Origin of the sequence: Halalkalibacillus halophilus DSM 18494 (genome assembly GCF_000423105.1) — a bacterium.
Classification (GTDB): Bacteria; Bacillota; Bacilli; order Bacillales; family Alkalibacillaceae; genus Halalkalibacillus; species Halalkalibacillus halophilus.
In genome coordinates this window covers 12,843-29,585 of sequence record NZ_AUHI01000004.1, presented here as the reverse complement: position 1 = coordinate 29,585, position 16,743 = coordinate 12,843, and the positions used below count along the sequence as shown (strand labels likewise).

20 protein-coding genes are annotated in these 16,743 nt (G+C 36.1%); 6 read left to right on the top strand and 14 right to left on the bottom strand.

Annotated features, from left to right (window positions below):
- Positions 1-7: 7 nt before the first annotated feature.
- The 5 genes from G532_RS0100160 to G532_RS0100140 form a co-directional block, all read right to left on the bottom strand.
- Positions 8-1,219, bottom strand: coding sequence for an acyl-CoA dehydrogenase family protein (locus G532_RS0100160; protein WP_027962948.1), 1,212 nt, complete (start codon positions 1,217-1,219; stop codon positions 8-10).
- 1 nt (position 1,220) lies between these two features.
- Positions 1,221-2,798, bottom strand: a complete 1,578-nt coding sequence (locus G532_RS0100155; RefSeq protein ID WP_027962947.1) for a class I adenylate-forming enzyme family protein — start codon at positions 2,796-2,798, stop codon at positions 1,221-1,223.
- Between the two features lie 5 nt (positions 2,799-2,803).
- Positions 2,804-3,397, bottom strand: a complete 594-nt coding sequence (locus tag G532_RS0100150; RefSeq protein WP_027962946.1) for a TetR/AcrR family transcriptional regulator — start codon at positions 3,395-3,397, stop codon at positions 2,804-2,806.
- A 248-nt stretch (positions 3,398-3,645) separates the two neighbouring features.
- Positions 3,646-4,470 (bottom strand): aldo/keto reductase, encoded by an 825-nt coding sequence (locus tag G532_RS0100145; RefSeq protein WP_027962945.1) that lies wholly within the window; start codon positions 4,468-4,470, stop codon positions 3,646-3,648.
- A 71-nt stretch (positions 4,471-4,541) separates the two neighbouring features.
- Positions 4,542-5,102: a phosphatidylglycerophosphatase A family protein gene (locus tag G532_RS0100140; RefSeq protein ID WP_035512333.1), complete on the bottom strand. Its 561-nt coding sequence runs from the start codon at positions 5,100-5,102 to the stop codon at positions 4,542-4,544.
- 124 nt (positions 5,103-5,226) lie between these two features.
- On the opposite strand from G532_RS0100140, the gene G532_RS0100135 reads away from it, so the two are divergent.
- The 4 genes from G532_RS0100135 (at position 5,227) to G532_RS0100120 (ending at position 7,830) form a co-directional block, all read left to right on the top strand.
- On the top strand, positions 5,227-5,958 hold the full coding sequence (locus tag G532_RS0100135) for an alpha/beta hydrolase (protein ID WP_027962943.1): 732 nt from the start codon (positions 5,227-5,229) through the stop codon (positions 5,956-5,958).
- A 95-nt stretch (positions 5,959-6,053) separates the two neighbouring features.
- Positions 6,054-6,578 (top strand): YjcG family protein, encoded by a 525-nt coding sequence (locus G532_RS0100130; protein WP_027962942.1) that lies wholly within the window; start codon positions 6,054-6,056, stop codon positions 6,576-6,578.
- Between the two features lie 6 nt (positions 6,579-6,584).
- Positions 6,585-7,013, top strand: a complete 429-nt coding sequence (locus G532_RS0100125) for a GNAT family N-acetyltransferase (RefSeq protein WP_027962941.1) — start codon at positions 6,585-6,587, stop codon at positions 7,011-7,013.
- Positions 7,014-7,134: 121 nt separating this feature from the next.
- Positions 7,135-7,830 carry a DUF421 domain-containing protein gene (locus G532_RS0100120; RefSeq protein ID WP_027962940.1) on the top strand — a complete coding sequence of 232 codons (696 nt, stop codon included), beginning with the start codon at positions 7,135-7,137 and terminating at the stop codon, positions 7,828-7,830.
- A gap of 1 nt (position 7,831) precedes the next feature.
- Here G532_RS0100120 and G532_RS0100115 read toward each other — a convergent pair whose 3' ends face one another.
- The 3 genes from G532_RS0100115 to G532_RS14470 all read right to left on the bottom strand — a co-directional run bounded on the left by G532_RS0100115 (position 7,832) and on the right by G532_RS14470 (position 9,478).
- Positions 7,832-8,728, bottom strand: coding sequence for an MBL fold metallo-hydrolase (locus G532_RS0100115; protein WP_027962939.1), 897 nt, complete (start codon positions 8,726-8,728; stop codon positions 7,832-7,834).
- Positions 8,729-8,758: 30 nt separating this feature from the next.
- Positions 8,759-9,118: a hypothetical protein gene (locus G532_RS0100110; RefSeq protein ID WP_027962938.1), complete on the bottom strand. Its 360-nt coding sequence runs from the start codon at positions 9,116-9,118 to the stop codon at positions 8,759-8,761.
- A gap of 150 nt (positions 9,119-9,268) precedes the next feature.
- The gene (locus G532_RS14470; protein ID WP_035512332.1) at positions 9,269-9,478 is read right to left on the bottom strand and encodes a hypothetical protein; all 210 of its coding nucleotides are present in this window, start codon (positions 9,476-9,478) and stop codon (positions 9,269-9,271) included.
- A gap of 189 nt (positions 9,479-9,667) precedes the next feature.
- Between G532_RS14470 and G532_RS0100100 the strand changes: the two genes are divergently transcribed.
- Positions 9,668-10,117 carry a CotY/CotZ family spore coat protein gene (locus tag G532_RS0100100; RefSeq protein WP_027962937.1) on the top strand — a complete coding sequence of 150 codons (450 nt, stop codon included), beginning with the start codon at positions 9,668-9,670 and terminating at the stop codon, positions 10,115-10,117.
- Between the two features lie 80 nt (positions 10,118-10,197).
- On the opposite strand, the gene G532_RS0100095 is transcribed toward G532_RS0100100, so the two are convergent.
- The 3 genes from G532_RS0100095 to mgtE form a co-directional block, all read right to left on the bottom strand.
- Positions 10,198-10,575, bottom strand: a complete 378-nt coding sequence (locus tag G532_RS0100095) for a CotO family spore coat protein (protein WP_027962936.1) — start codon at positions 10,573-10,575, stop codon at positions 10,198-10,200.
- 81 nt (positions 10,576-10,656) lie between these two features.
- Entirely contained in the window at positions 10,657-11,433 is a 777-nt protein-coding gene (fabI, locus tag G532_RS0100090) for an enoyl-ACP reductase FabI (RefSeq protein ID WP_027962935.1), read from the bottom strand.
- 174 nt (positions 11,434-11,607) lie between these two features.
- Positions 11,608-12,975, bottom strand: coding sequence for a magnesium transporter (gene mgtE / locus G532_RS0100085; RefSeq protein WP_027962934.1), 1,368 nt, complete (start codon positions 12,973-12,975; stop codon positions 11,608-11,610).
- 185 nt (positions 12,976-13,160) lie between these two features.
- Here mgtE and G532_RS0100080 point away from each other — a divergent pair, with 185 nt between their 5' ends.
- Complete coding sequence (locus G532_RS0100080) at positions 13,161-14,342, top strand: FtsW/RodA/SpoVE family cell cycle protein (RefSeq protein WP_027962933.1); 1,182 nt, start codon at positions 13,161-13,163, stop codon at positions 14,340-14,342.
- Here G532_RS0100080 and G532_RS0100075 read toward each other — a convergent pair.
- Genes G532_RS0100075 through yjbM form a run of 3 tightly spaced genes read right to left on the bottom strand, consistent with a single transcriptional unit; the run spans position 14,339 to position 16,693 of the window.
- Positions 14,339-15,205: an RluA family pseudouridine synthase gene (locus G532_RS0100075; RefSeq protein WP_027962932.1), complete on the bottom strand. Its 867-nt coding sequence runs from the start codon at positions 15,203-15,205 to the stop codon at positions 14,339-14,341. The two genes, G532_RS0100080 and G532_RS0100075, sit on opposite strands and share 4 nt — an antisense overlap.
- 16 nt (positions 15,206-15,221) lie before the next feature.
- Positions 15,222-16,031 carry an NAD kinase gene (locus G532_RS0100070; RefSeq protein ID WP_027962931.1) on the bottom strand — a complete coding sequence of 270 codons (810 nt, stop codon included), beginning with the start codon at positions 16,029-16,031 and terminating at the stop codon, positions 15,222-15,224.
- 26 nt (positions 16,032-16,057) lie between these two features.
- Positions 16,058-16,693 carry a GTP diphosphokinase gene (yjbM, locus tag G532_RS0100065; RefSeq protein ID WP_425402109.1) on the bottom strand — a complete coding sequence of 212 codons (636 nt, stop codon included), beginning with the start codon at positions 16,691-16,693 and terminating at the stop codon, positions 16,058-16,060.
- Positions 16,694-16,743 lie beyond the last annotated feature (50 nt).

Genomic DNA, 16,743 nt, shown 5'->3' with positions numbered 1-16,743 from the left:
AAATGCATTATCTTAATTGTTCACGTAATTCTAATCGAGCGACATCTCTTAAATGAACTTGGTCAGGTCCATCTAATATTCTTAACGTCCTAGCATTTGCCCAATGTTCTGCAAGTGGAAAGTCTTGAGATACTCCTCCCCCACCGTGAATTTGTATAGCACGATCAATTGCGTTTAGTGAAACTGTCGGTGCTACGACTTTTATCATTGCAATTTCTTTTCTGGCTTCTTTGGATCCCCCTTGATCCATCTTGTGAGCAGCGTGTAAAGTTAACAATCGTGCTTGTTCAATTTCAATTCTCGTCCTTGCAATATCCTCACGTACTGTGTCTTTTTGAGACATTTTAGAATGAAATACGGAGCGACTGTCTGCTCTTTGTACCATTAATTCCAAGGCACGTTCTGCTGCACCTATCGCCCTCATACAATGATGGATCCGGCCTGGCCCTAAACGTCCCTGCGCGATTTCGAAGCCTCTTCCTTCTCCTAATAAAATATTTTCTTTTGGAACACGGACGTTATTATAGTGAACTTCTGCATGTCCTTGTGGGGCATGATCATATCCAAACACTTTTAATGCTCGCTTCACTTCAACTCCAGGTGTATCAAAAGGAACGAGAATCATTGACTGTTGTAAATGCTTTTCAGCAGTCACATCAGATTTACCCATAACTATTGCAACTTCACACCTTGGATCAAGTGCTGCTGTTGACCACCACTTTTTCGCATTAATCACATACTCATCACCGTCACGGGTAATTTCGCCTTGAATATTTGTCGCGTCGGAAGAGGCAACATCTGGTTCAGTCATAGAAAATACCGAACGAATCTCCCCTTTCAACAGAGGATCTAACCATTTTTTCTTCTGCTCATCGGTTCCATATTTAATCAGTACCTCCATATTTCCAGTATCCGGAGCGTTACAGTTAAAAATTTCAGGTGCCATCAAAGAACGTCCCATTATTTCACATAAATGTGCGTATTCAAAGTTGGTCAGACCAGCACCATAACCATATTCTTTAGGAATAAACAAATTCCATAGACCACGATCCTTTGCCTTTTGTTTCAATTCTTCTATAATCGGAGGGATTTCCCACCTTGAATCTCCACTTTCTATTTGCTCTTCTAATACCGATTCATTCGGATAAATTTCTTCTTTCATAAACTTTAGTAAATCTTCTTTATACACTTCTGCTTTCGGTGTTAACTCTTCCAACATACTAATTTCCCCCTACTTGTTTTAATTGATTTTTGAGTATCTTCCCAGAAGCATTACGTGGAAGTTCGTCCACAAATTCTATAACCTCAGGGATTTTATATTTAGCTAAATGAGTTGCACAATATGTTTTTAGCGTAGCTTCTTCACCTGCTATATGAGGAGCAACTACAAAGGCTTTTACTTTTTCGCCAAAGACTGGGTCAGGTAAACCTACTACAGCAGCTTCGTGTACATCCTCGTGCCCTTTCAATACATCTTCTACTTCTATGGAGAAAATTTTCTCTCCACCACGACTAATCATGTCCTTCTTACGATCTTTCACATAAACAAAACCGTCCTCATCAACAATTCCTATGTCTCCAGACTTCCAATATCCATTCACAAAATTATTCGCATTTGCTTCTTCATTCCTCCAATACTCTTTAATTACCATTGGACCTTTGATTAATATCTCCCCTGATTCCATTATCTGGGCCCGTTTCCCGTTATCCTTTGCAATTTTAATATCAGCTACTGGTACAGCAGGCCCAACCGAACGGACTTTTTCTTTTCGGTAATTAACTGGCATAAGTGTAGCTGGAGAGGTCGTTTCGGTAGCTCCATAAGCATTGTGTAAATTGGCATTAGGAAATGCATCTTGTAACATACGAAAGGTTTGTTCATAAATTGGGGAGCCACCAAATGCCACCTTTTCTACAAAGTCGAAACTATTTTCTTTAAAAGACTGTTCCGTAGCCATCATGATAAAAATTGTCGGGACATTGAATAAGAAATTAATTTGTTCCTTTAATATATACTCAATGTATTTTTTGTTCTGGTAACGCTCCATACTGTACACCGTTCCCCCAATATATATGAGGTGATGAAGTTGACCTACAAGACCAGTAACATGAAACATCGGCACTGCGATCAAAGTTTTTAAATGAACGTCTGTTTCAAACACATACTGATAATTCATCACACTGTGAACAACATTTATATGTGTTAAAACTGCACCTTTAGGTCTACCTGTTGTACCTGATGTATATAAAATATAAGCCCCGTCAGTTTCCTCAACCTTTACAGGACTAAACGGAAGATTGTGATCTGTCAGATTATGAAAAGTGTTTTCACCATCCGTAATATAGTAATCATTGTGGTCGGGTAAAATTTCTGGCTGGGTTTGAAGGATTTCCTTTAACTCATTTTCAAATATTTGTTCAAGTACTACCGCCTTGACAGCTGAATGACCTAAGATATATGCCTTTTCTTCAACAGATAACTTTATGTTTACTGGAACCATAATGGCTCCCAATTTAGCACATGCATACACCATTAAAGGAAATTGATGTTTATTTCCAATCATGACCGCTATTCTATCTCCTAACTGAATACCATGGTTCACTTGAAAATATGCAGCTATTTTTTCTGCTTGATCATTCAACTCCTGATAAGTTAGTGACTCCTGTTCTGTAACGATAGCAGGTTGATCCGGCCTCATATTTACTTGCCTTTGAAGGAAATCATCAATGGTTTCAACTCTATTTTTATATACTTTCACATCCTCTCTTCCGAAAAGTGTAATTGTATCAGTGACCATCTAATCTACTCCTTTCCTCCCAATATCTTCATGATGTAATCAAAATAAAGATCTTTTAACTCTTGTTTTGTTAGTTGCCCTTCTGGACTGTACCACTGCTGTATCCAGTTCATTGCCCCTAAAATAAATAGCCTTGCGACCTTATAATCATCTGATTGAAAATCTCCCGCTTTAATGCCTTTCTCAATTGTTTGGTCAAAAATCGTTTCATAGGTTTTACGTAGCTTTAAAACAGGTTCTAATTGTTCTTGTTTAAAAAAGCGCTTTGGTTCCATAATTAAATTAAACGTTTCTTTTTGCTCTACGGCATAATCAATATGAAGGCAAACCATTTCATACAATGTTTGCCGCTGGTTCAGATTCTTGGCTAAGATTTCTTCATGATCCTTGATTGCCTGCGACAGGACAAAGTTATGACATTGATACATAAGATCACTTTTGTTTTTGAAGTAATAATAGAGTGATCCTTTTGTCATCAATAACTCAGATGAGATCAATTCCATTGTCGCACCACTATACCCATGTGATTTAATTATAGAAATCGCTGTTTGTAATATTTGCTCCCGCTTTCGCTGCATTTTTCTTTCTGTTAACCGCATTTTTCATCACCTATTCTATTGTTAAGTAAGTGTTTTCATTTTGTTATAAAAAAATTGAACACTGTTAAGTTATCTGAAAATTCTTTATTAACTAAAATATTAACAGCGTTCAAATAATTACGCAACCTTTTTTTGAACAAAGTTTAAAAATTAAATTAAGTTCAAAAATTCACAATGATAAACTGTAAATAAGATTGCTTTCTATACTCAAAAAAAAGAACCTTTCTAAAATGAAAGGTTCTTCTACTCTAAAATTCGTCTGGGTTTGGCCCTGTTCTACTATCACAATGTAAATTATTGATTGTTTCTACTTCTTCTTTGGTTAGTTGAAAATCAAAGATATCCGTGTTTTCCTTCATTCTTTTTTCATTTGTTGATTTTGGTATGGTAATTACTTCTTGTTCGATGTCCCACCTTAGAATGATCTGTGCCGGTGTTTTCTGATACTTCTCTGCTAAACTGACAATGACATCCTCTTCCAAAACTTGTCCTCTTTTTAAAGGGGACCAGGCTTCCAACTTTATGTCTTCCCTTTCGCAATATTGTTTCACTTCTCTTTGAATTAAATGGGGGTGAAATTCTACTTGATTCACTACGGGTTTCTCATTTGCTTTTACAAATAGTTTTTCTAAATGATGTTTATGAAAATTGCTCACACCTATTGATTTGATCATACCTTCACTATAGAGTCGCTCCATTGCTTTCCATGTATCTTCATACTTTCCTGTAACTGGCCAGTGGATTAAGTATAGGTCAAGGTAATCCATATTTAACTTTTGTAAACTTTGCTCAAATGCTCGAAGTGTTTCATCATAACCTTGTTCTTCATTCCATACTTTTGAAGTAATAAAGACATCTTCTCGATTGGCATCCGCTTCTTGGACGCCTTGGCCAACACCGACTTCATTATCGTAAAAAGAAGCTGTATCAATGAGACGATAACCTTGATTAATTGCTGTCCTTACAGTGTCAGCTGCTTCTTGATCTTCCCAGACTTTATAAACACCTAAGCCAATCCCCGGTATATTTATTCCATTATTTAATTGAATGCGATCTTGTAAACTATTTATCACAATGTTTCTCCCCTATCTCACTGAATTTTCAATTAATTCTCTTTAAAGGATTACACTTTTCATAAAGGATACTATAGACGATCCTCTTCATCTTTTAAATGAATTTCTTCTTCAGATAATCCATCCTCGACGTCTCTTTGACGATGGGCAATTCTGCTAGACGCGTTCGCAGCGATGCTACCAACAATATCATCTAAGAAAGTGTGACATTGTTTGCCGTCTTTCGTATCAAGCTTCTCAATTATACCAACTTTCACTTTATCGAGATGCCCAAAAGTGGTTACAGCTATGCTCCCATACCCTAAAGCAGCTCCTAATGCGATGGTTTCATCTACTCCAAATAACCCCTCATCTTGCTTCACAAGTGATTGAAGTGGCTCAGATAATTGTTCTTTTTCAGCTAATACATCCAGCTCTACACCAACTAAAATGGCATGTTGTATTTCACGTTTCATAAGCACCCTGTCTACACTCATTACACAATCATCTAAACTAAGTTCTTCATTATAAGGTTTTTGCATTTGATAAACGATATCTGCAATACTTTCTATAGATACACCGCGTTCTTCTAATTGTTTTCTCGCAGCGTTCTCAACTTCATTACTTGGTATATGTTTTCTCTCATCTGACATCATTGTGCCTCCTTTTATTCAGTATATCAGACCTTGCATAGCGCTTAAATCGAAATCTTCGCGAATTATTTATATTATGATAAAATATAAATGATGAAATTAACGTAAATGGAGGTTATACATTTTGGGCAGAGATGGAACAACAGTTGAACGTGAAATTCATAGCACATATCTCGACGAAACGTTCACAATCACAATTTACAGACCAGAAAACTATTCACCATTATATAAATACCATTTATGTATCGTTCAAGACGGTAACGACTATTATCAATTAGGTCGTCTAGGAAGAGTTAGTGATAAGCTTCATAAAGATGGCACGATTGAGAACACTATTTTCGCAGGTATCCACTACAAAGATCGCTACGACCGGTGGGATAAATATCATCCAGATAGTGAAAAGCAAGAAGACTATATGCGTTTTTTACGCTTTGAAGTCGTGCCAGTATTAGACAAAGAACTCCCTAGTTATCATGTAAAAAGCTGTCGTATTTTAATGGGGGATTCATTAGGAGGAACCGTTTCATTAATGACGGCACTTAAATACCCTAATACATTTGGAAAAGTGATTATGCAATCACCTTATGTAGACGAACGATTAAAACAAATGGTACAAGACACAGATGAAATTGATACGATGTCAATTTATCATACAATCGGAAATGCAGAGGAAAAAGTTGAAACCACTAATGGTGAAATTGATGACTTCTTAAACCCAAATTTGGAGTTACAAGAATTATTAAAAGATAAAGTTGCCGATTATGAATTCCATCAACTTGAGGGAGAACATACTTGGAAACAATGGCAAAAAGATTTGCCAAATGCCATACAAGCTATATTTGGTGTCGACAAATAATTTGCAATCGATTCTAAATTTTCTGTTATACTATGGAAGAGAAATCATACACAATGTGAGAGATTATACAATTGAAATTATGGAGGGATCATTTTATGCCAAAGAATTTAAGTTATGGAGTTGCAATATTCCCATCAAAAGATGTGCAAGATGAGGCTAATTCTTATCGTATGCGTTACGACCCAAATTATTCTAGAATTCCACCGCATATTACTTTAAAAGAAAGGTTCGAAGCATCACAAAGTGAGATTAATGAGATCGCTAATGAACTTTCTAAAATTGCGAAAGAAATGGAACCCTTTGATATTGAAATCAAAAAAGTGAGTTCATTTAGTCCAGCAACAAACACGGTTTATTTAAAAGTTGAACCGAATGACAATCTAACTCACCTAAATGATCGAATGCATGAAGGTAATCTACCAGATGATCGACAGTTTTCTTTTGTACCTCACATCACCATTAGCCAAGCGCTTTCAGATGATGAACACTCTGATGTTTTTGGGAGCTTAAAGATGGTCACTTTTGATATGAAGGACACTATTGATCGTTTTCAATTATTGTATCAGTTGGAAGATGGCACTTGGACTGTATACGAGACCTTTAAATTTGGTAAGGGGTAGATTTCTATGCTAACAGTAAGTATTGCCAAAACGAAAGAACAAATAGACGAAGCATACCGAATCCGTGAAACGGTTTTTGTTAAAGAACAAAATGTCCCAATCGAAGAAGAAATGGATGAGCACGATGACTTCTCCATTCACTTCCTTGGCCATAATGACATTGGACAACCCGTTGCCGCTAGTCGACTTCGTTTTGTTGCAGAGTTTGGAAAATTAGAGCGGATCTGTGTTCTTGAGGAAGAGCGAGGAAAATATCACGGTCAGAAGATCATTAAAACAATGGAAGATTATATTAGAGATGAAGGGTATTATAAAGCTAAACTAAACGCTCAAACGTATGCAATTAAATTTTACGAGCAATTAGGATATTCTGTGATCTCTGAGGAATTCATGGATGCTGGAATCCCGCATGTAACTATGGTAAAAAGCTTCTAATTTTTTATAAACCACAAAGCGAGCAAGTAACTTGTAAAAAGTTATTTGTTCGTTTTTTATTTTTGATACATGAAATCCAGATCCATCGCCCATACTATTGAATAAAAAAGGCGGTGTTGCAATGGACTTCATGAGAATAACCGTTGAAACTTTAGTAGGTTTCACTGCCTTGTTTACATTAACTAAGTTACTAGGGAAGTCACAAATCACACAGATTACTGCCTTTGACTTCATTGCTGCATTAGTGCTTGGAGAGCTAGTCGGTAATGCGCTTTTCGACCCCGAAGTAGGAATTAGCATGATCCTTTATGCAGTAGGGTTATGGGGTATCCTGATTTATTTTACCGAACTAGTTACACAAAAATTCAGAAGAACTCGAAAGCTCTTGGAAGGTGCTCCCTCTCTTATAATTAGAAGAGGAAAAATTCAAAGAGAAGTAATGAAAAAGTCAAAACTTGACATTAACCAACTGATGCATTTATTGAGAGATAAAGGGGTTTTTTCCCTACAAGAAGTTGAATTCGCAGTTTTTGAAACAAATGGCACCATCAATGTGGTAAAAAAATATCTTCACCAAACACCAACCAATGAGGTACTAAATCAAGCACCTAAAACAGTAGAATTACCCATCACTATTATTTCGGATGGGCAAATAATAGTTGAAAACTTAAAAGAAACTTCTTTAACAAAACAAAAAATCCTCAAAGAATTAAATCTTCAAGGATTAGATCTAAGTGAAATTATGTATGCAGAATGGAGTAAGGAAAATGGATTTTACATCCTACCTACTGCAGTTTCCCCAACTCAATCTGGTTAACTTACTCATTTAATTGATACATCCAGCGATAATTTTTAATAATAGATACAATTTCGCCAGTTTCAATTAATGACGTAATGTAAGCAGTTATTGCTGTTCGGTGAAGTAGAAATAAGGATAACTGATCAGCTTTGATATGATACTTTTCCATCATTTCAGCTACTATATTTTCATGGGTGATTCCACCCTGACTACATGCAACCATTGTTTTTACTTCTTCTAAAATATCTTGATGTACTTCAATATTTTTTTGAATAGTACTTTTAAAGTTTTCTTCATACGGTCCATGCCCTGGCACAGATCCAGAAAATTCTTTTTCGAGTAACATTTCTAAACTAGCTAACGTTTGATCTGCTGAAGTAATAAAGGGAATCTTATGTTTTAAAATTTCTTCTTTACCAAAATAACTATCTGCAGCGTATAAAATTCCATCAATACCGACAGCTAACTGATGATAACTATGACCTGGAGTAGCTATTAATTCAACTTCGAAATGGTTATCTAATTTTTGTATACCTGATTCGACCGTTATATCTACTTGAACAGGCGGACCTTCTAAAAACTTATTTCGAATTTCTGTTAAAGGAAAGTTTCCTTGTAACATATAAATAGGCTCTAGTATGGAATTTTCTAAAATTGCAGCTTCTAATGTAGGTGCAATTACTTTTAAATCAAGCTTCTTCTTTGCATAATTAGCGCCGCCATAATGGTCTGCATGGGCATGGGTAATAAATAAATGAGTAATAGGAAGATTCGCTTCATCTAATTCTCTAATTACTTTACGTATGCTCGATTGATCAATACCTGCATCAATTAACATTCCATAATTCCCTTTATGCACATAACCAATATTGACGGCGCTTTCAAATACATAACATGAATCATTTAGTTGCTTCATTTTAACAAACTCCTTCTAAAAATGTTTCTTTTAGATTGATTCGCTAAAATGCCTTCCTTTTCCTGTTTGTTTTCTTACTTTTTGATGTCTTGACTTAAAAGCATCAATCTCTTCAGGCGTATATAAATGCTGTTTTAATTCACTTTGTTTCTTGCTATTTTGATTGTTCTGATCAGTGTCATCACTGTCGTCTTGGACAGACTTATATTGTTTTCTTCTTTCGATTAATTGTTTGCGCTCATCCTCTAGCTCTTCACGGCGCTTTCTTAATCTACCTTCGAGTTCTGTTCGGAAAGTTCGGTCCAATGAGATGGTTGGTTTAGTTTCTCCAATCACTCTTCGATGGTACTGGCTATAGTGATTCTGATGAACCGGTGGAATATAACCCATACAACCTACCTCCTTCGTTACTTTTTCTATACCCTTATTTCTTATAAAGTATTCGTATTTCGTATTACTTTTCAAGGTATAATCTGTCTCACCTATTAGATTACCATTGGAAAAATGAAAAAGAGCTCGCAATTTAGCGAGCTCCATACATTATATCCAGAAAAATGGCGGTCGGCGTTCTTCATCATCTTCCTTATGGTCTACGGGCTCTTCGTGTGTGTGTTCCTCATGATGCGGAGGAACTTCAGCCTCTCTTGCACCAAACCAAGGATCTGATTTTCTTTCCACAGGTTCAAAGTGCACATTGTCTGCCTTTATGATTAAATCCTTTACATGAATCTCCTTCTTTTCATCTGACACATCTTTCACTCCCTTTTGTTTCTTGCGTTCTCTATTACTATATGCAAATGTCTAAAGTTAGACTAGGTAAGTGCCCTTATAAAAGACTGTTACTTTCCTTTAAAAATATACATTCGCCCACACAAATCAAATTAGGCGACATACATTATTAACGTAACAAAGGTCATATGACTAGAAAGGAGACGAATTATGTCTTGTCGTGAAAAGCACCAAACAGAAAATTGTGTTTGTGACATATTGCGTCAAATCGTTGATGCGCAAAGTGATATTGTGGAGGAGTGTGATATTGGGTGTGAGCAATCGATTCAAGATTTACTCGGAGATGTTAGTTCCCCTACCGGATTAGATACTGTACCTGTCCTCCTTTATTGTGAATGCAAAACATTTAAAGGGTATGGTGTACGAAATGATCAGCAAAAAACGGTCCTAGCAAGCTTCTATTTCCGAGTAAAGAAAGTAGATAAAGATTGTTGTGCCACACTGGAATTATTAAGAGATCCTTCCGATTCTCAGTCGAATTTCCAAGATCCAACGAAACAGAAAACAGCAAATTTAAGAGCGACTGGAATTTGTATTACCGTTGATTTAAAATGCTTCTGCCATGTCACATGTCTACCTGCAGTAAGAGCATTAGGATAAAAAAAGAAGAGCCATGGTAGGCTCTTCTTTTTCTTATCGTTTAATTACATAAAGGTAATTGTTATTTATAATAGTTCATATTAAAATCCGACTAACTTTATATCCATAATAGAATCCCGTTTAATTTTAATTTTCATACCATTTTCTATTATTTTTAACACAAGCATTCTTTCATCGATTAAATCTACTATCCCTGTGTATGCTTGCTCCTCGGTCACAACTTCACACTTCATTTTTGGCATAATGCTTGGTAACTCAGAAATGTAACGAAAACGGTCATCTAAGGACATCTGTTGAAACTTTTTACGACCTGTTTCATTAGATTCTTCCTGTTGTTTTTTTTCATCTTTGTCCTTTTTATGATTACTGTAATATTGAGATTGTGCTTGAACTTGAGGTGTCGTATGAATCTTGCTAGATACAAATAAAAGCGGTGGTCTCACTTGATGATCTGACATGGATAAACTCCTCTCAATTAGGCTTACAACCTAATTTATGCGAGTTGCTTGTCAGAAGTGAAATCACCGCTAATGTATATTTTACTTACCTAGAATGCTATACCCTGAATCAACATGGAGTATCTCACCGGTAATCCCTCTAGATAAATCACTCATTAAGAAGTAAGCGACATCTCCTACTTCCTCTTGTGTAACAGCTTTTCTTAGAGGAGCACGTTCTTCAATTTCTTTTAAAATAGAATTAAAGTCGCCTACACCTTTTGCAGATAGTGTACGGATTGGGCCAGCAGAAATTGCATTGACACGAATACCATACTTTCCTAAATCGTTCGCTGCATAACGCATCGTCATGTCTAAGCTAGCTTTTGCAACACCCATCACATTATAATTCTCTACAACACGTTCGCCACCTAGATAAGTAAGTGTCATGATACTTCCGCCCTCAGTCATGACATCCCGAGCAGCTCTAGATACTGCAGCGAGGGAGAAGGCACTAATATTCTGTGCTAATAAAAAGCCTTCCCGTGATGTATCAATAAATTCACCTTTTAACTCATCACGATTTGCAAACGCAATACAGTGCGCTAAACCATGGACTACACCGACATCATTTTTAATGTTAGTAAATGTTTCATTAATCGCCTCATCGTCTGTTACATCACACTCATAAAATAATGAATCGTCACGGTCCAAACTTTCTGCTAAGTCACGAACTGGTTTTTCAAAACGTTCTGTAGCATATGTGAAAATTAAGCGTGCGCCAGAATCATGCAACGCTTTTGCAATTCCCCACGCGATACTTCTCTTATTTGCTACACCCATCACGATATACGTACGACCTTCTAAAGAAAAATTCATTGGAATGCCTCCTGTTATTATAAAATTATTATTTGTTATTAGTACCTACTCCTATTTTATATAAAAAACAAGCAATACTCAATGTTTTTCTTTACTAGCCACTTTATATTAAATAATATTCTTCCTAAATATAATCTATAAATCGTGAGTATATAGTTAACAATTGTTGTAAGCTTAAACAAGTAAGTGCATAAATAAAGTCGCGGTTCCAAAGTAAATAATAACTGCAATAATATCGTTAATGGTTGTAATGAATGGTCCACTTGCAACTGCTGGGTCCACATTTAATTTGTGCATTAATATTGGCAAAAATGCTCCAGCAATAGTAGCAACAAATAAAGAAACTACAATCGATATACCTACAACTAAACCTAGATAAATTCCGCCTGGGGGCCAAACAACTACTACGAGAACGATAATAATGCCACAAGTCACGCCAGTTAGTACTCCTGTTAACGACTCCCTTTTCAATCTGGTTAAAAATCCTTCTTTAGAAATTTCACCTGTAGCAATGGAACGCACAGTTACAGCTAACGCTTGTGTACCAGTGTTACCAGCCATACCAGCGATCAATGGGATAAATACTGCTAAAATTGCTACCTGTTCTAACGTATCTTCAAATTGCCCAATCAAGCTTGCTGTGATCATACCGAGAAATAAAAGTATGATTAACCAAGGTAACCTCTTTTTCGCAGCTTCAATAGCACTTTGGTCTGTGCGATTCATGTCTGTCACACCAGCAAGTTTGGAATAGTCATCACTTGCCTCTTCATCCATAACATCTAAAATATCATCTACAGTAATAATACCTAATAAGTGATCTTTATAATCTACTACTGGAAGAGCTAAGAAATCGTAATCACGCATTAATTTAGCAATTGTTTCTTGGTCTTCTGTTACAGGAACATAAACCACACGTTCACTCATCATATCTTTTACTTGCCAATCATCTTCTGCAATGATTAAATCTCTTAAAGAAATAACTCCGACCAATTTTTTGTCATCATCTACTACAAAAATATAATAAATTGTTTCAGCATCAGGAGCTTCGCGACGAAGGTGATGCATCGCATCTTTAATGGACATATTCTGATTGACAACAATATATTCCGTTGTCATGATACTTCCCGCAGTTCTCTCTTCGTATTGCAGTAATCTCCTGATTTCGGAAGCTTCTTGCTTGTTCATTAATGCTAAATAACTAGTAACTTCAAATTTTTCTAAATAATTTAAAATATCTACCGCATCATCTGTCGACATATCATCAAGTATTTGTGCAACATATCGTGGATCCATTTCAGAAAATAATGGTCCGACATCTTCAAAGTCAACGTGTTGTAATATTTCTGCCATTTCCTCTGGAGACAAGTACGTATATACTAATTTTCGATCTGTGCTATCCAATTCCTGAAGTACTTGAGCTTGTTGGTATGGGTGAAGCTCTAAGAAGTGTGCACGAAAATGGTCTATTTGATCATTTTTAATTGCAAGATTAATTTTTTCCCATATTTGATCTTTATTTTCAAATTCTAACTTATCCATAAAAGCTCCCCCCCCTTATCTCCATCTAATTATATACCATTATTAATTAAACATTTTAGTGGATCTTGTGCAATAATTTTCTACATATATTTAAATCTATCACAAACTGTTTAAGAGTTCACGTTGACGAATGTTGACAAATGATTGAAAATAGAATAACGAATACTTTTTTGAGGAGTACATAAATGGATTATAGAAAAAATGAAATGAAAGTTGATACATTTCTCGTTACTGTTATATTCGCTCTGATTGCGATCAGTAGTTTTACTTTATATACGTTAATCGATCATCTGCCTGCTAATATTCGCGGCCAAAATTTTCATATAAGACAAGGAATTTGGTTTACGCTTGGTGCAATTGGTATTGCTATGATCATGATTCTTGATTTTGACCGTTATCGTAAGTTGGCATGGCCCTTATATATTTTAGGTGTCGGGATGCTCGCTGGACTATTTGTTTTACCATGGGGTTTTGAAGCAAACGGCGCGACCCGTTGGTATTTATTGCCTACCAATCAAACGATACAACCTTCAGAGTTCATGAAGGTATTTTTAGCAATCACGTTAGCTCATGTTATAGCTAGGCATAATGAAAAATGGCAAACAAAGAATTTAACCTATGACTTAGTATTATTAGGAAAAATAGTTGGACTTACATTACCACCACTAGTTTTAATTGCGATTCAGCCAGATGTAGGTTCATCACTAGTTATTCTATCCATAGCTGCATTTTTAATTTTAGTTTCTGGAATTCGCTGGCGCGTCATTTTAGTTATTATGGCAATAGCTGCGGGTATAGCAACAGTTATCACCGTTCTTTATTTAACCTTTACAGCTCAAGTAACTACATTTATTGAAAGTACACCATTCCGGCATATTATCTATCGTGTCCAAGCTTGGCAAGATCCACATTTGTATGAAGATGGTTCAGCCATGCAAGTAATTAAGTCGATGCAATCAATTGGGTCTGGACAGTTGTTTGGTAAAGGAATTGGAGTATATGATGTGTATATTCCAGAACGTCATACAGACATGATTTTCACAGCAATTGCAGAACAATTTGGGTTCATCGGTTCAAGTGTAGTAATTGTGCTTTATTTCTTAATGATTTATCGTATTATTCAAATTGCATTAGAATGTAAAGATCCATTTGGAACGTACCTTTGTGTAGGAATTGTAGGTATGTTTGCTTACCAAATATTCCAAAATATTGGCATGTCCATTCAATTGTTACCACTTACGGGTCTACCTCTTCCGTTCTTGAGTTATGGAGGTACCTCTTTATTAATCTACATGGCAGCAATTGGTTTAATTTTAAATGTTCATTCACGAAAACGTTCCTTTATGTTTGAAACGGAAGATAATTAATGGAGGTTCATGAGGTCTTCTGGTACATTGGCGAAACATGTAAGAAGCTTTGAAGTAACTGGGTGGATAAAAGACACTTCTCTACAATGTAGCGCCTGGCCATATAATCGTTTATTACTACCACCATATAAGTCATCACCTACTAGCGGGTGACCAATAGAAGCCATATGCACTCTAATTTGATGCGTTCTTCCCGTTTCTAATATTAATTCAACCAAAGAGTCATTCCCTATCACTCGAAGTAGTCGATAATGGGTAATGGCTCTTTTTCCATTAGGATCAATTTTTCTTTCAATAATAGATGGCAAATTCCTTGAAATTGGGTAATTCACGGTAGCACTTCTCTTACTCATCTCACCTTCAACTACAGCAATATATCGCTTATAGACATCACATTGCTGCATTAAGTGGTGCATATATCGGTGTTTTGCAATCATGACGACACCCGAAGTATAACGGTCTAGTCGATTCACAATGTGGATTGCCCCTTCCTTTTGGTTCCGCTCATAATAATCAAGGATAAAGGCAGCAAGATTCTTACCACTTGGATCATTAGGGTTCGGTAATACAGCCAATCCTCTTTTCTTATTCACAATAAGAATATGTTCATCTTCATAAATAAGATTTAATTCCCCGTTTACAGGTGTAATAGCTGGACTCACTTTTTCCACTGGCAGCTTAATCATTAACTCATCTTGATTTTTTAAAGTGGCCCTGACTGTCACTTCCTCCCCATTCAAAAGTATTTTTCCATTATTCTTTATCTTTTTAAGTAATTGATTAGAAAAAGCTCGCACATGAAATAAATACTCACGCACGAGCTGACCTTGTTCTTGTGATTTGATTCTAAACAACAATTTCATATTAATCGCCTTCTTTTTAAAACTCTGTTCGTTCGTTGGAAATAAAGGAGTCATGGACACGTTTCCAAAAAGGAAATGGACGGAACCTAGCAAAACGAACTCGTTCTTTTGCAACACGACATTGAATACTATGCACTTGATTAAATGTCATCGATAAATGATCGATTGTAATTAAAAAGCTCCTATTGTTTTTAGGTCTCATAACTGCTGTGTGATGCTTCGGTAAGATTAATGGAGAACCAACTGTTCGGAATACCCTATTATTAATAGAAGCCATTTCGGTGATTTGGAATGCTTCTAATGAGGGGTGAATAATCGCTCCTCCTAATGCTTTATTATAAGCAGTCGAACCAGAAGGAGTAGACAGGCATAACCCGTCTCCACGGAAAGTTTCAAAGTGTTCTCCTTTAATATCTACATCCAACACCACTGATCCCTCTGCAGTTTTCACTGAAGATTCATTTAAAGCTAAATAACGATGTTCCTCATCATATTCTTTCGGTCGAATAGTGATTTCCAATAGAGGATATTCGACGACTTGAAAAGGGGTACGTGCGATTTCAATGATCAACTTCTCCAGTTCGTCTGGAACCCAGTCGGCATAAAAACCAAGGTGGCCAGTATGCACACCTATGAATGCTGTTTCATTTAACCGATGCACATATCTATGAAAAGCCTCTAACAATGTTCCATCTCCACCTACAGAGATGACTAAGTCTGGTTCCTCTTCATTATATTCCATTTGAAATTCAGATAAATAACTTCGGAATTTGGATTTAATTTCTTTAGATGTTTGATCTCCTCTACACTGCACTGCAAACTTCAATGTTAGCCCACCTTTACCTGTAGATATTAATCTTGTTTTCGTCTGAACACTTGTTGAGCTTCTCTTATTTCTTGACGGATTTTAGACATTTCTTCATCTAAACGAAACGCAGCTTCTGCAGCATTTTTCAGTCGATTTCTCACATCTTCTGGCATTTGCTCAGAATATTTATAATTTAAAGAGTGTTCATTAATCGCCCAAAAGTTCATTGCTAATGTTCGTATTTGAATTTCAGCTAAAATTAACTTTTCCCCATGAATGGTTTCTACAGGGTACTTAATAACTAAATGGTACGAGCGATAACCGCTTTCTTTATTTTTCTCAATATAATCTTTTTCTTCCACTATTTCAAAGTCTTGACGGTCCCGAATCATGTCGACTACTTCGTAAATATCATCTACGAAGGGGCATACAACCCTTAATCCAGCAATGTCTTGTACTTCCTCTTCAATGTTACTAGATAGGATCTCTCGAGTTTTAGCTTTATCAATAATACTTGTAATTGGTTTCACTCGGCCGGTGACAAACTCTATGGGAGAGTGCCTTGATTCATAATCAAATTGTTTACGCATACCTTTTAACTTAATTTTTAGTTCATCTACTGCTTGACTGTATGGAGCCAAAAATATGTCCCATTTCAACAGTTTCTCCCTCACTTTCATGAAAAACCTTGTGACCTACGTATATTGTATCATAATTTACCAAAGGTCAT